Source organism: Microlunatus sp. M237 (assembly GCF_056896895.1).
Map to the genome: position 1 here is coordinate 677,664 of NZ_JBXHBL010000003.1, position 12,813 is coordinate 690,476.

At 65.2% G+C, this 12,813-nt stretch carries 10 protein-coding genes and 2 pseudogenes; 3 read left to right on the top strand and 9 right to left on the bottom strand.

Annotated features, from left to right (window positions below; genetic code table 11):
• Positions 1-13 precede the first annotated feature (13 nt).
• A pseudogene (locus AC1XX3_RS14235) lies at positions 14-582 on the bottom strand (RNA 2'-phosphotransferase).
• A 101-nt stretch (positions 583-683) separates the two neighbouring features.
• Between AC1XX3_RS14235 and AC1XX3_RS14240 the strand changes: the two are divergent.
• Positions 684-2,279: a xylulokinase gene (locus AC1XX3_RS14240; protein WP_483321793.1), complete on the top strand. Its 1,596-nt coding sequence runs from the start codon at positions 684-686 to the stop codon at positions 2,277-2,279.
• An 18-nt stretch (positions 2,280-2,297) separates the two neighbouring features.
• Here the strand turns inward: AC1XX3_RS14240 and AC1XX3_RS14245 are convergent, their stop codons facing one another.
• Positions 2,298-2,594: a Dabb family protein gene (locus tag AC1XX3_RS14245; RefSeq protein ID WP_483321794.1), complete on the bottom strand. Its 297-nt coding sequence runs from the start codon at positions 2,592-2,594 to the stop codon at positions 2,298-2,300.
• Positions 2,595-3,000: 406 nt separating this feature from the next.
• Between AC1XX3_RS14245 and AC1XX3_RS14250 the strand changes: the two genes are divergently transcribed.
• Entirely contained in the window at positions 3,001-3,531 is a 531-nt protein-coding gene (locus AC1XX3_RS14250; RefSeq protein WP_483321795.1) for a hypothetical protein, read from the top strand.
• A 72-nt stretch (positions 3,532-3,603) separates the two neighbouring features.
• Here AC1XX3_RS14250 and AC1XX3_RS14255 read toward each other — a convergent pair.
• The 7 genes and pseudogenes from AC1XX3_RS14255 to AC1XX3_RS14285 all read right to left on the bottom strand — a co-directional run bounded on the left by AC1XX3_RS14255 (position 3,604) and on the right by AC1XX3_RS14285 (position 11,841).
• A pseudogene (locus AC1XX3_RS14255) lies at positions 3,604-4,191 on the bottom strand (SDR family NAD(P)-dependent oxidoreductase).
• A 13-nt stretch (positions 4,192-4,204) separates the two neighbouring features.
• Positions 4,205-6,778 (bottom strand): glucosidase family protein, encoded by a 2,574-nt coding sequence (locus AC1XX3_RS14260; RefSeq protein ID WP_483321796.1) that lies wholly within the window; start codon positions 6,776-6,778, stop codon positions 4,205-4,207.
• A 17-nt stretch (positions 6,779-6,795) separates the two neighbouring features.
• A complete protein-coding gene (locus AC1XX3_RS14265) occupies positions 6,796-7,575 on the bottom strand; it encodes a carbohydrate ABC transporter permease (RefSeq protein WP_483321797.1) in 780 nt (259 codons plus the stop codon).
• 109 nt (positions 7,576-7,684) lie between these two features.
• The gene (locus tag AC1XX3_RS14270; RefSeq protein ID WP_483321798.1) at positions 7,685-8,587 is read right to left on the bottom strand and encodes a carbohydrate ABC transporter permease; all 903 of its coding nucleotides are present in this window, start codon (positions 8,585-8,587) and stop codon (positions 7,685-7,687) included.
• On the bottom strand, positions 8,587-9,870 hold the full coding sequence (locus AC1XX3_RS14275) for an ABC transporter substrate-binding protein (protein WP_483321799.1): 1,284 nt from the start codon (positions 9,868-9,870) through the stop codon (positions 8,587-8,589). Before AC1XX3_RS14275 ends, AC1XX3_RS14270 begins: the two co-directional genes overlap by 1 nt.
• 52 nt (positions 9,871-9,922) lie before the next feature.
• A complete protein-coding gene (locus AC1XX3_RS14280) occupies positions 9,923-10,639 on the bottom strand; it encodes a PIG-L deacetylase family protein (protein WP_483321800.1) in 717 nt (238 codons plus the stop codon).
• Positions 10,636-11,841 carry a mandelate racemase/muconate lactonizing enzyme family protein gene (locus AC1XX3_RS14285; protein WP_483321801.1) on the bottom strand — a complete coding sequence of 402 codons (1,206 nt, stop codon included), beginning with the start codon at positions 11,839-11,841 and terminating at the stop codon, positions 10,636-10,638. Before AC1XX3_RS14285 ends, AC1XX3_RS14280 begins: the two co-directional genes overlap by 4 nt.
• 245 nt (positions 11,842-12,086) lie before the next feature.
• Here AC1XX3_RS14285 and AC1XX3_RS14290 point away from each other — a divergent pair, with 245 nt between their 5' ends.
• Entirely contained in the window at positions 12,087-12,800 is a 714-nt protein-coding gene (locus tag AC1XX3_RS14290; RefSeq protein ID WP_483321802.1) for a FadR/GntR family transcriptional regulator, read from the top strand.
• Positions 12,801-12,813 lie beyond the last annotated feature (13 nt).

Sequence of the window (12,813 nt, forward strand, 5' to 3'; positions counted from 1 at the left end):
GAAGGCCGGAGTCTCAGCCGAGCTCACTCAGATATCGGGGCGGTACGGACGCGGTCAGCCAGACCCCGTTCGCCGAGAGGAAGAACCGGTGTCCGTCCGCTGCCATCCGCTGCGCCGCGACGACCAAGACACGTGGCGACCCACGGCGCGCCCCCACGGACCGGCCGTCTCCACGTCCGGCGAGAGGTGTACGTGGTGGCGGGACTGGCGGGTCAGGCCGCTGATCTGAATGTCAGGCAGGAATCGCGCCACGGTGCCGTGGAACAGCTTTATCGGCGGCACGGCCTCGTCGAGCTCAAGGTCGATCGGGACCGAGTGACCCTGACTTGCGCGGATCCTCCGCCGAGACGGGTCGAAGGCGAATCGCTGCTTGTCGGAGGAGACGACGAGCTGATCGAGCTCGGCTCGGGTCAGCGGGACCTCCGCGGCGGCCAGGCCCTGGATCAGGTCCTCCACCGCCACCCAGCCGGCCGCGTCCAGGGTGATACCGATGCTGGCCGGGTCGTGTCGGAGCACGTAGGACAGCCGGCGGCTCCGGGCCCTGAGCTCGGCCGGCGTCGCGCCCGCGTTGTGATCTGCCACGGTTGCCAGTGTGCCCGACCTCGTGGGGCGCCACGGCGGCCGAGCTGCGGGCTGCCGTTGCCGCCTGCGCCGACGGTCGCCGCGCCTAGTACCTTCTAGCCATGCCGATCGACATGCGCCAAGCCATCGTGGACAGCCGTACCTCTTTGGGGATCGAGCTTGGCTCGACCCGGATCAAGGCGGTGCTCACCGGTCCCGACCACACACCGATCGCGGCCGGCAACCACGACTGGGAGAACCAGTTCGTCGACCGGCGGTGGACGTACTCCCTCGACGCCGTCTGGACCGGGCTCCAGGAGTGTTACGCCGCCCTCGTGGCCGATGTACGGCAGCGTTACGACGTGGAGCTGACCTCGGTCGGCGCGCTGGGGGTGTCGGCCATGATGCATGGTTATCTGGCCTTCGACGCCGACGGGGAGCTGCTCACCCCGTTCCGCACCTGGCGCAACACCAACACCGGCCCGGCCTCGGAGATCCTGAGCGAGCGCTTCGGCTACAACATCCCCCATCGCTGGAGTGTGGCGCATCTCTACCAGGCGATCCTCGACGGTGAGGACCATGTCGGTAACATCGCCCAGCTGACGACCCTCGCCGGCTACGTCCACTGGCAGCTGACGGGACAGCAGGTGCTCGGGGTCGGCGACGCCAGCGGCATGTTCCCGATCGACGTCACCGCCGGTGACTACGACTCCCGCATGCTCGCCCAGTTCGACGAGCTCGCCGCCGAGCGCGGCGCCACAGTCACCCTGGTTGACCTGCTGCCGGGGATCCGTACGGCCGGTGAGGCGGCGGGCGAGCTCACGGCTCGCGGCGCGGCCCTGTTGGACCCGACCGGGGGTCTGCAGCCGGGGGTGCCGATGTGCCCGCCGGAGGGCGATGCCGGCACCGGCATGGTCGCCACCAACTCCGTTGCTCCACGGACCGGCAACGTGAGCGCCGGCACCAGCATCTTCGCCATGGTCGTGCTCGAGGAGCCGCTCAGCCGGGCCCACAAAGAGCTCGACCTGGTCACCACCCCGGCCGGCGACCTGGTCGCGATGGTCCACTGCAACAACGGGGCCAGTGAGCTGAACGCGTGGGTCAGTCTGTTCGGGGAGTTCGCCGCCGCGCTCGGTGCCGCCACCGACACCTCGGTGATCTTCGAGACGCTGTTCCGGTCCGCCTTGACCGGAGCTCCGGACTGTGGCGGTCTGATTGCCTACAACTATCTCTCCGGCGAGCCGATCACGGAGATGGAGGAAGGTCGGCCCCTGTTCCTGCGCTCCCCCGACAGCACGCTGAACCTGGGCACCTTCATGCGTGCGCAGCTGTTCTCGTCGCTGGCCACGCTGCGGATCGGCATGGACGTCCTGCAGAAGGCCGAGGACGTACGGCTGGACACCATGTTCGCCCACGGTGGCCTTTTCAAGACCAAGGGTGTCGGACAGCAGTTCCTGGCCGCTGCCATCGACACCCCGGTGTCTGTGGGCGACATCGCCGCCGAAGGTGGCGCATGGGGCATCGCTGTCCTCGCCGCGTACCTCCCTGCACATGCGGCTGGCCAGAGCCTCGCCGACTTTCTCAACGACGAGGTGTTCGCCAACACTCAGCTCGAGACGGTCCAGCCGGATCCGGCCGACGTGGCGGGATTCGACGCGTTCCTGGAAAGGTTCGTCACGGCGTTGCCGGTGGAGGCTGCAGCGGTCGAACACTCCTGAGGCACTGCAGGCGGGTCCTCAGATGTCGAAGACGACGACGCGCTCGGCGTTGTCTTTGATCATGTCCGCCACCACACGGTGGGTCGGGTCCACCAGGTAGGCATCTCGGGCATCCGGCGTCTCGAAGGTGATCACGAACCCGTAGTCCAGCCCGTCTTCCAAACCTTCCGGACTCGTCGACCTGCCCTCGACGATCGTGACGATGCCCGGGATGGACTCAGCGAAGGCGCGGATGGCGGGGGCCACGGACTGCTCTGCCGTCACAGCCTGTCCGGGCTTCCACGACACGAGAACGACATGGGTTACTTGGCTCACGCGGATCACCCTACGGGGCGGGAGCCCATTCTCGTTGGAGTCCGCCAGGACTGGATCCCCACCGTGGTCTTGATCACCGACACTGCCGCGGACTGGTACCCCCTCGAGAGGGCAACCGCTCACCGGCTGGCGAGTACGACCATGGCATAGGTCGGGATCGAGAGCAGAACAGAACCGGCCCCGACGACGGCGCTCGGTTTCAGTTCCTGACGGCGGTCGGCCAACCGTGCCGCAGTCATCGCCACACGAGCAGCATGATCAGCAGCAGATACGAGGCTTTGTCCCTTCACGCCATGGCGGTGCTGGGCAGATTGATCCGGTTTCGGGGCTGCAAGATCACCTCCTCCGTCTGGTTGACCCTCTCACTGCTAGCGTGCGCTGACTTCTCCCGTACGAAAGGACAGCGATGTTTCGAACCGCAGCACGACTCCTCCTGGCAGTCCCGGTTGCCCTGCTGATGATGATCGGTCTGGCCACGCCCGCGTCCGCAGCCACCTCGTGGGATGCGCCCTTCGATAGTGACAACCTTGACCGGAGCACGGCTTCAAATCGGGCGTATCTCAAAGGCACGTTCAGCTGGCAGTGGCAGGACACCAGTCGAGCGAACCGCGACCAGCGCGCCAGCTTCTCGACCCGCCTCTATCTGCGGGGACCGAAGAAGTCGTGTGCCCATCTCCGAGTCACCACCTACGTCGGCGACAAGTGGCAGAATAAGGGTTCCCAGGTGGAGAAGCGTTTCCCCTCCTCGGGTTACTACACCTACTGCCAGCCTGACGGACGGGGCTCCATCGCCTTGTCCGGCGCTGATGTCCAGGACCGTGGGATCTGGGACATCGGCAAATTCAAGAGTGCACGCATCAATGTCTGTTGGACCCGCAACCGGGCGACCCCGCCCAGCGGCGACTGCTACAACTTCACGGTCCATCCGGGCGACTAATCCCCTTCGCACCAACGCCGGCTAGTTGATCGTTGCGCCGAAGCAGGGTTCCCGAGCGGCGGCCGCTGCAGTTCAGTACGTGGCACGGCCGCCGCTGATGTCGTGAACCGCGCCGGTGGAGAAGCTGATCTTGTCGGAAGCAAGCCAGGCGACCAGCTCTGCCACCTCCGCCGGCCGGCCGACGCGCTTCATCGGGATCAGGCTCGTGATGTGGGCGAGTACCTCTGGCGAGGTGCTGTCGTTCATCGGTGTGGCGATCACTGCGGGGGCAATGGCGTTGACGATCACGCCGCTAGTGGCCGGCCATGCTGGCGAAGTTCACAATCCGACCCCAGCCTCGGTCGACCATCCCGGGGCGAATGCACGGATCATGGCCACGGTCCCGAGGACATTGACCTCGAAGGTCTGCCGCCAGTCTGCTGATGTCGTCTCCAGCAGCGGCCGGTTCGGGCCGACGACACCCGCCGAGTTGATCAGGATGTCGATCGGTCCGAACCGGTCCGCCGCCGCTTGGACGGCGACCTCGTCGCAGACGTCCAGGTGCAGGTCAACCTGTCCGGCGAGGTCGACCGTGATCACCCGGACCCCATCGGCACGGAGCCGCGTGGCGGATGCGGCACCCAGACCGCTCCCGCCGCCGGTCACCACGGCGGTCAGCACTGCCGCTTCCCTCTCAAAATCTCAGCTCCACACTGACGTGCCCGTCCCGCGGTTGGACGACGATGGTCTCGGTGTCGGGCATGTACTCGCCGGTGGACCAGCTGACGGCCCTGCGGCCCGAGGGATGGGGCAGCCGTAGCGCGACACTCGCCGGCGCTCGGTCCGGCGCGCACACCGCTTCCGCGCTGATCCGGTTGCCGTCGGCTGACACAGTCACGTCCAGATCCACAGCGCCGAAGTACGTTCGTACGCCCGCCAGATGAATGCGCTCGCCGGAGTCCAACCAGACCCGGGGAATCCCGGGCAACAGCCGTAATTGGTCGCCGTCCTCGAGATAGAGCATCCATCGTGTCTGCATCAAGAACCACGCCTCCTCGTGGGTCTTGTGCGGGCTGGCGTGGAAGTAGTGCTCCCAGAACGAGTACGTCTCCGGGTCCGCCAGCGAGGCGAGCATCGTGTAGTAGGGCGCCAGGAACCGCTTCACCTCACCGCGACGCAGATGAGCCAGGAGATGCGGGCTGTAGTACGGCTGACTGAACGCGGTGTTGTCCTGGTGGAAGATCTCGGCGTGGTAGTCCAGCAAGTCGTCGCTGAGCGCTTCCTGGGGATCAAGCACTTCCTGGACGATCAGCCAGAGCGGGCCGATCAGCGAATCGCGGACCATCGCCGCCCCATGGGTGAACCAGCGCTCGTCGCTGTCGTCGAGCGCCAACGGGCCGGGTTGTCCGGGCCACGGCGGGGCGGTGCGCACCCACTGACCGTCGCCCAAGGGGACGACCGGAGACTCCCCGACCGACTGCTGGAAAGCAGCCCGAATATCGGCACGCAGCGTCTCTGCCTCCACCGTCCACGCCTTCGATCGCTCCGGGTCGACCTCTCGCACCATCTCAGCCGCGCGGGACAGTCCCAGATAGGCGTAGCCGTTGAGCATGAAGGCGGCGAAGGGGTCCTCGGGATCGGCCGTCTTCCCGATGATCAGCCCGTACGGATCGTCGCCGGCCTCGAGCTGGCGTCGCCGGTTGGCCACGATGTAACCGACCGCCTTGTCGATGCCCGGCAGAATCGAGCGCACCCAGTCGTCGTCGCGGGTGTAGCGGTAATGCTCGCCGAACGACCAGAGCGCGGCCTCGGTCTCCAGCATGTAGCCGCCGAAATTCTGCATGAAGCCGTCGTCGTGCTGCTTGTCCAAGAAGTACTGCAGCGATCGCCGGGCCAGGTCGTGGCAGCCGCTGGAGTCGTAGAACTGGATGATCGGCGCGCTCTCGGACCCGATCGGGGCATACACACCGATCGTCGGGGCCAACGTCCCGCCGGGCTCGTCTCCATAGGTGACCAGGTCCAGGTGAAGCTGTCCCGCAGCCACCATCTCGGAGATTCGGCGTTCGGGCACAGAGATCGTCGCGGCGGCATCCAGTTTGCGCTGCCAGAAATCGCGACACTGTTCAAGGGCCTCCGACGTCGAGCGGTCTCGCAGGGCCACCGCGCGCGCCGTCGCGATCGGCCGGTGGGGTACGCGCACGTCGAAGACGACGGTCTGGCCCGGCTGGACGAGGTGAGACGTCTCAGCGTGTGGCATCGGAGCACCGTCCATCGTGGCGGTGCAGAACACCCTGTCGTCGCCGAGCTCAGCGGTCCCTTCAGCGGGATCGTATCGGGACGCAACGGCGGCGTGATGGTCGCCAGCGAAGGGCTCGGGCACCTTGACGAAGGCGAAGCGTGGGACCACGTCGGTGTTGGTCGCCTTGACTCGCAGGAACAGGACTGTCTCCTCGGCCGGTGCCCGCTCCGCGTCCAGCCGTTCGAACTCGGCCTGCTGGTCCGGCGTGAACATGTGCCCGGCGCTGTGTCCGTCGGCGACGAGATAGCTGCTGCCCGTGTTGCTCTCAGCCTCGAGCGGGCTGCGCTCCAACGTGACGAATGCTGTCTGCTCGTAAAGGATGCCGCCGTCTCTGACTGTGATGCCCAGGATCGGCAGCGTCCCCGACTCGAGCCGACGGCTGACGTTGTCATGAGGGCCGATCCCACGGCCGACCATGAACTGGTAGCGGACCGGGACATCGCCCGACTCGGCCAGCGCTACCCCCTCACCGTGCCATTGCGGCGCGATCCAGTCCCACATCCGTTCCGGCCCACTACCGGCGCCGACGCCATGAGGGCTGATCCCGAACGTGCGCAGGTCGCGTCCGAGGCCCAGCCAGGTTGGGCTCTTCAGCTGCCGACTGCGAGCCGCCGCCTCGGCGTAGCTGAACTCCGGCTCCCGGTCGATCACCTCGAGTGCGCGCTGCCCGCTGCGGCGCCCGGTCTCAGCCACAACATCGGCGTAGTCGCGCAGGTCGTCGCTGGTGGTGACCGCCACCTCGAGGGCAGAAACGATGATCGGGTAGGCACGCGTCACTTCGTCGGCGCGGAAGGAGAACGACTCCTTCCCGACTTGGACGCGGACCGGGGTCATCGGCCGCTCGGCCCAGCGAATCCGGAGTCGCTGGGTGCCGCGCTCGGTGGTCTCCTGTCCACCGACCTCGTGGTCGGCAGAGTGAACCACCACGGTGGCGCCGGGATGACAGGTGATGACGCTCAGTTCGAACATGACAGGGAATGCCTCTCTCATTTGAGTCCGCTCATGAGCATGCCTTGGCGGAGGTGACGGTTGAAGATCAAGAAGATGATGGTGGTGGGCACGAGGATCACGAGCGCACCGGCCAAGACCACCGGGAAGTTGGTGGTGTACTGGCCCTGGAAGTAGGTGAGGCCGACGGTGGGGGTCATCTTTTCTGGGGAGTTGAGGTACACCAGCGGTCCCAGCAGATCGTTCCAGGACGCTAGGAAGTTCAAGATCGCCAAGATGCTCAGCGGTCCGCGCAGAGACGGCAGGAAGATCCGGAAGATCGTGCCCGGGATGGAGCAACCGTCGAGAACGGCAGCCTCGTACATCTCGTGCGGGATTCCCAGCATGTGCTGCCGCAGAAAGAAGACCGAGAACGCACTGCCTGTCCAGAACGGCACAATCAGGGCCCACGGGCTGTCGACCAGCCCGACGGCGCGAATGATGGTGTAGAGCGGGATGAGCGTGACTGCACCCGGGATCAGCATGGTGAACAACGTGATCCCGAAGAGCTGGCTCCGGCCGGGGAAGCGAAGCTTGGCCAGGCAGAAGGCGGCGACCAGGCTTGCCGCCAGGTTGCCGATGGTGGCGAGCACGGCGATGAACAGACCGTTGTAGATCATCCGGCCCATGGGTATCTCGGTGAAGACGCTGACGTAGTTCGCCAACGTCCACTCCGAGGGCCACAGCGACGCCGAGGTGATGTATTCCTCGTTGGGCCGCAAGGAGGCCAGCAGAGTCAGCACGAACGGTCCCAGGATGATCACAGTGGCGATGATCACGATTGCGTAGGCGAGCGGCCTGCCCGCACTGGCGCGCCCGCGGGGTGACGGGCGGCTCGGCGCCGACCCTGGCTGCACCGGCGGAAGCACTACAGTCCGCCCGACCGTCTCAGATGTCATAGTTGACCCAGCGCTTCTGCAGCCTCAACTGCACGACAGTGACCGCGAGGATGATAACGATGAGGAATCCCGACAGTGCCGCGGAGTAGCCCATCTCGAAGCTGGTGAACGCGCGCTCGTAGATATAGCCCATGATCGTCAATGTCGAGTCCATCGGACCGGACAGGACATACACCTCGCCGAAGGTCTGGAAAGCGGTGATCATGGCGGTCACCACGACGAAGAAGGTGGTGGGTGTCAGCAACGGCAGCGTGATGTGTCGGAACTGCTGCCATCCTGAGGCCCCGTCTACGACGCTGGCGTCGTAGTACTCCTGGGGGATCGACTGCAGCCCGGCCAGGAACAGCAGGGTGACGTACCCGACGCTGCCCCAGACGATCATCGTCGAGATCGACAACAGGGCTCGATCCGGAGACATCCACTCCACCGGCTCCATCCCCACACTGATGAGTACCTTGTTGAACAGTCCGTCTGCGTCGTAGAGGTACGTCCACAGGAAGGCCACGGCAACCACGGAGCAGCTGGTCGGAAAGAACAAGGCGAGCCGGAAGAAGCTGCTGCCGCGGGTGACTTGCTGCAGCACGATCGCCAGCCCGAGACCGAAGACAAGCTTGGCCGGGATGGTCAGCGCGACGATGACGAACGTGTTGCGAATCGACTGCCAGAATCGTGGGTCGTGCACGATGGTGACGAAGTTGTCGACACCGACCCACCGCGCCGGGGAGATCAAGTTCCAGTCGGTGAAGCCGAGCGCGAGCCCTTGGACGGCTGAGTAGTAGACAAGACCCAGACCAATGGAGATCGGCAGCAACAACGCCGGCAACCAGAGCTTGGCACCCGGGGTCACCCGCTGGTGACGGAGCTCTCCGCCGACCTGGGCTGTCGTGGTCATCAGCGGGTACTGTCCAGCGCTGCTTGGACCTTGGCGTTGAGCTGGGCGAGAATTCCCTCGATGTCAGAGTCCGGCTTGGACATGATCTCGTAGTCGGCATCACCTTCGAGCTTGCCGATGTCAGCGAACTTGGGCACAAACCCCCAGCCCTGCCCGCGTTCGGAAGCCTCCTTGACGAAGTAGCTGTACTGCGACGGCTTCAACGCCGCTTCGGCCTTGATCCGGGCCTCGTCGTTCAGGTAGTCGGTGAGGACCGGGGCGCCGGTCTTGCCGATCAGCTCCTGGGCGGCGCGGTCGAACACGGCGTACTGCACAAACTTCATCGCGGCGACCGGATTCTTGCTCTTGGCGTAGACCGAGATCATGTCCGGCCCGGCGTAGTTCATCGCCGGCTGTTGGCCGGATGGGTTCGGCAGAATGTCCCAGTCGAAGTTCTTGATATTGCGATAGACCGGCGTCATCCAGCTGCCCTGGAACGTCATCCGCACCAGTCCGGTGGCGAACGGGTCCTTCTGTGAGGACACCTTCGTCGGCTGAGGGGCCACTTTGTGGACGTGGATCAGATCTCGGAAGAACGACTTGGTGGCCAACATCTCGGGAGTGTTGAAGGTTGCCGTCTTGCCGTCCTCGGAGACCGGTGCGGCGCCGAAGCCTGAGGCGATGGCCACCTGGGCGCCACCGCCGGGAATCATGGTTCCGAACGATGTTCCCTGAGTCAGCTCTTTGGCGGCCGCGACGAAGTCGTCCACCGTCCAACCGCCGTCGGGGATCGAGATCCCGGCCTTCTCGAGCTCAGTGAGGTTGCCGTAGAGGGAGCTGCCGACGAACCGCCACGGCAGCGCGTACTGCACGGTGGAGCCGTCCTTGCTGGCCTGTCCGATCTTTACCAGCGTCTCGGGCATCTTCGGCAGATCGGCGCTCATCGCCTCGTCCAAAGGGGCCAGCTGACCGGCAGGTCCGAGGCTGCCTTGCTGGAACTGCATGCCGATGACATCGGGTGCGGAGTTGCCGGCGAACTGGGTGTTCAGCTTCGTCCAGAAGCTCGCATACTCCTGCGGCTCGAACTTCACGGTGACGCCGGGGTTGGCCTTCTGGAAGCCGGCGATGACCGCCTTCCATACGTCGATGTCGCCTTCGCCGAACCAGATGGAGAATCGGATCGATCCGGAGGCCTCGCCACCGGTCTGAGTGGCAGTCGGTTCGTCACCGCTGCAGGCGCTGAGGGCAGCTGTGGCCGCCATTCCGAGGGTGCCGCCGATCAGGGTCCTTCGAGTGATGGTCATGTCTGCTCCTCAAACATTGGTGGACGTAGGTGGGACGAGCTGCGTGCGGACTTCAGACGTTGACGACGCCGAGTGGCGGCAAGTCGGGGCGAGACGGGGGGTAGGTGGGGACTTCGCGGAATGCCTCGGCGAACTCCACGCCGAGCTCACGCCCGCGCTGTGCCGCCTGGGACCGCATGAACTCGACGTAGCTCATGTCGAAGATGTGTGACAGCCAGTCCTTCTGGCTGCGGTGTGACGTCAACATGGCCGTCTTGGTGTCGATCACCGAAGTGATGTCGACGAACACGTCGGGTTCGGAACTGATCTGACCAATCGTGTCCATCGTGTACAGCTTGGGAATCTGCTCGAGCGCTGGCCTGGTCGTCGTGACCAGCCGGACCGCGGCGGGAATCTGCGCGTCCGCCGCGACCTGCCCAGCGATGCGATGGTCAGGGTGATAGTCGGCCGTGCTGTGGGCGAGCACGATATCGGGTCTGGCCTCGCGATAGGCCTCGATGAACCGCGTTCGAGTGGGTCGGTCGTCGAAGAGCCATTCGTCGTCGAAGTCCATCCAGATCAGCTGGGCCCCGATCACTGCACAGGAGTTGAGGGCCTCTTGGTGGCGCACGGCCGCGATCTCGTCCGACGTCAACGTTGTCGACCCCACGTTTCCGTTGGTGGCGATGGCTACGGTGACCTCGTGCCCTGCCTTGGCGTACAGCGCGAGGGTTCCCCCGCACAGAATGTCGACGTCGTCGGGATGCGCACCAATAGCCAGCAGTCTCATCGGGCTCCTCCGTGGTCCGCCGCGAAGTCGATCACCGGTGTGCGGTACAGGGTCCGACCGCCGACGGTGATGTCGACGTCCACGAGATAGTCGCGGATGGTGTCGTGCCGGATGGTCATGCCCAGCCCTGGCGCCTCCGGCAATCGGATTAGTCCGTCGGGACCCCGCTCCAGGTGATTCTCCGTCAGGTCGAATGAGACTGCCTTCGGCTCGACGGGATATTCGCACATGGCCGACTTTGCGTAGCCGGCGAACGGTTGAATGGAGGCATTGAGTGCGAGATGCGACGTGAAGGTGTGGTTGAGATAGGTGCAGCCATTCCGCGCGGCGGCGTCGGCAATTTCTTTCGCCGGGGAGATTCCACCGATACGCCCGGTATCGATCTGGACGAAGTCGATCAGGGCGTGTTCCATCATGTTCAGCGCCATCTCGACGGTATGGCACCCTTCCCCGCCGGCGAGTGAGACGCTGCCCGAGGAGGCCCGCAGCTGCCGATAGGCGGCGTCGGCGCCGGGGACGAACGGCTCCTCGAGAAACAAGACGCGAAACTCCTGGAGAAACTGCACACGCCGGATGGCCTGCTCGGCGTCTGAGCCCCAGGCCATCGCTGCGTCGACCAGCAGGTCTGCCTCGGCGCCGATGCCCTCGCGTGCAGCCGCCAGTTGGGCGGCGTCCGAGGCGACGTCGCCCAGACCGAAGCCCTGCCAGCCGAACTTGACGGCTCGGTAGCCGGCGCCCGCGGCTGACGCAGCCCGCGCATAGGTCTCGTCTGGGGTGTCGCCGAAGAGAACCGAGGCGTACGGAGTCTTGGGGTGTGCCACATCGAATCCGAGCAGCTCGTACACCGGCGCCTCGAACCGCTTGCCCAACAGGTCCCACATGGCGATGTCAATGCCGGACAGCGTGTGTGCGGCCTGCAGCTGATCGTAGGAGTTGGCGCGGACCAGTGCCCCGATCCGGATGATGTCCGCGACGGAGTCCAGCCGTTGACCGAGCACGGAGTCAATCACCGGTTTGCAGGCGCTGTGGGACATCGGGGCGATCAGACTGGCGATGGAGACCAGCGGTGACGCCTCACATTCCCCCCAGCCCTCCCACTCGCCTCCGCGGAGTCTGACCAGGAGGACGTCCTGGCTGCCGTCCCCCACGTCAAGCACCCGGGGCATCGACAAGTAGTAGAAGTCAACGGTCTCAATGATCACAGAGATGGGCCTCTCCAGGGCGTGGGTGTGCAGCAGCGATCTGTTCTGTAATGGGGATCTGCGTGCTTCTTGTGAGGCGAAAGCGCTGTCGGTTCAGGTCCGCGGACCTCGTCGACGTCGTTGAAAGGAGTCAACACCTGCCCCGACTTGTATGTCAAGCAAAATTCGAAATCCCGACACTTTCCGGTGAAGCTGGTCTATGGCTCCCATTCTTGGTCGCAACTTGTAGTACTAGAGTGCTGAATATGACCGAGAACACCGCCAAAGGCCGCGGAGCCCGCGTCCCGCTGACCGACGTCGTCTCCCGCCAGCTCCAAGAGCTGCTTCGGGAGGAGGGCCTGACCGAGGGCGATTCGATCCCGCCGACCGCCGAGCTGGCTTCGCGCTTCAACGTCTCGCGGACGGTGGTGCGTGAGGCGCTCGCCGAGTTGACCGGTCGTGGCCTCCTGCGCCGACAGCAAGGACGGGAGGGAACAGTTGCGGTGCCCGGTGGTGACCACCTCCTGCAGCTCTTTCAGTCGCGGATGGTTGTCGAGGACATCTCGTTCGACCAGCTCCAGGACTTCCGCGAGGTGCTCGAGGTCGGCTCAGCGCGGATGGCGGCACGACATGCGACGTTGAGCGACATTGCCCGACTCTCTGATCTCCTGCACGGGATGCGGACCGCTGGCGACGACGCCGCCATGCTCGCTGTCGACGTCGACTTCCACCGAGCCATCGCCTACGCGGCGAACCCGCTCTTCGGACTGGTGCTGGACGGACTCAGTCCCCTGCTGATGGAGTCGCGGCTCGCTGTCTGGGCTGCGTACGTCGACGACGGTGGTGATGTTGACCGGGCGATCGAGCGCCATGCCGAACTACGCAACCGCATTGCCGAGCGGGACGAGGAAGGGGCCGTGGCAGCGATGCACGCCGATCTCGACGACACCCGCCAAGGGCTCACCCGGATGCATCCGTGATTCCGATCGCGCC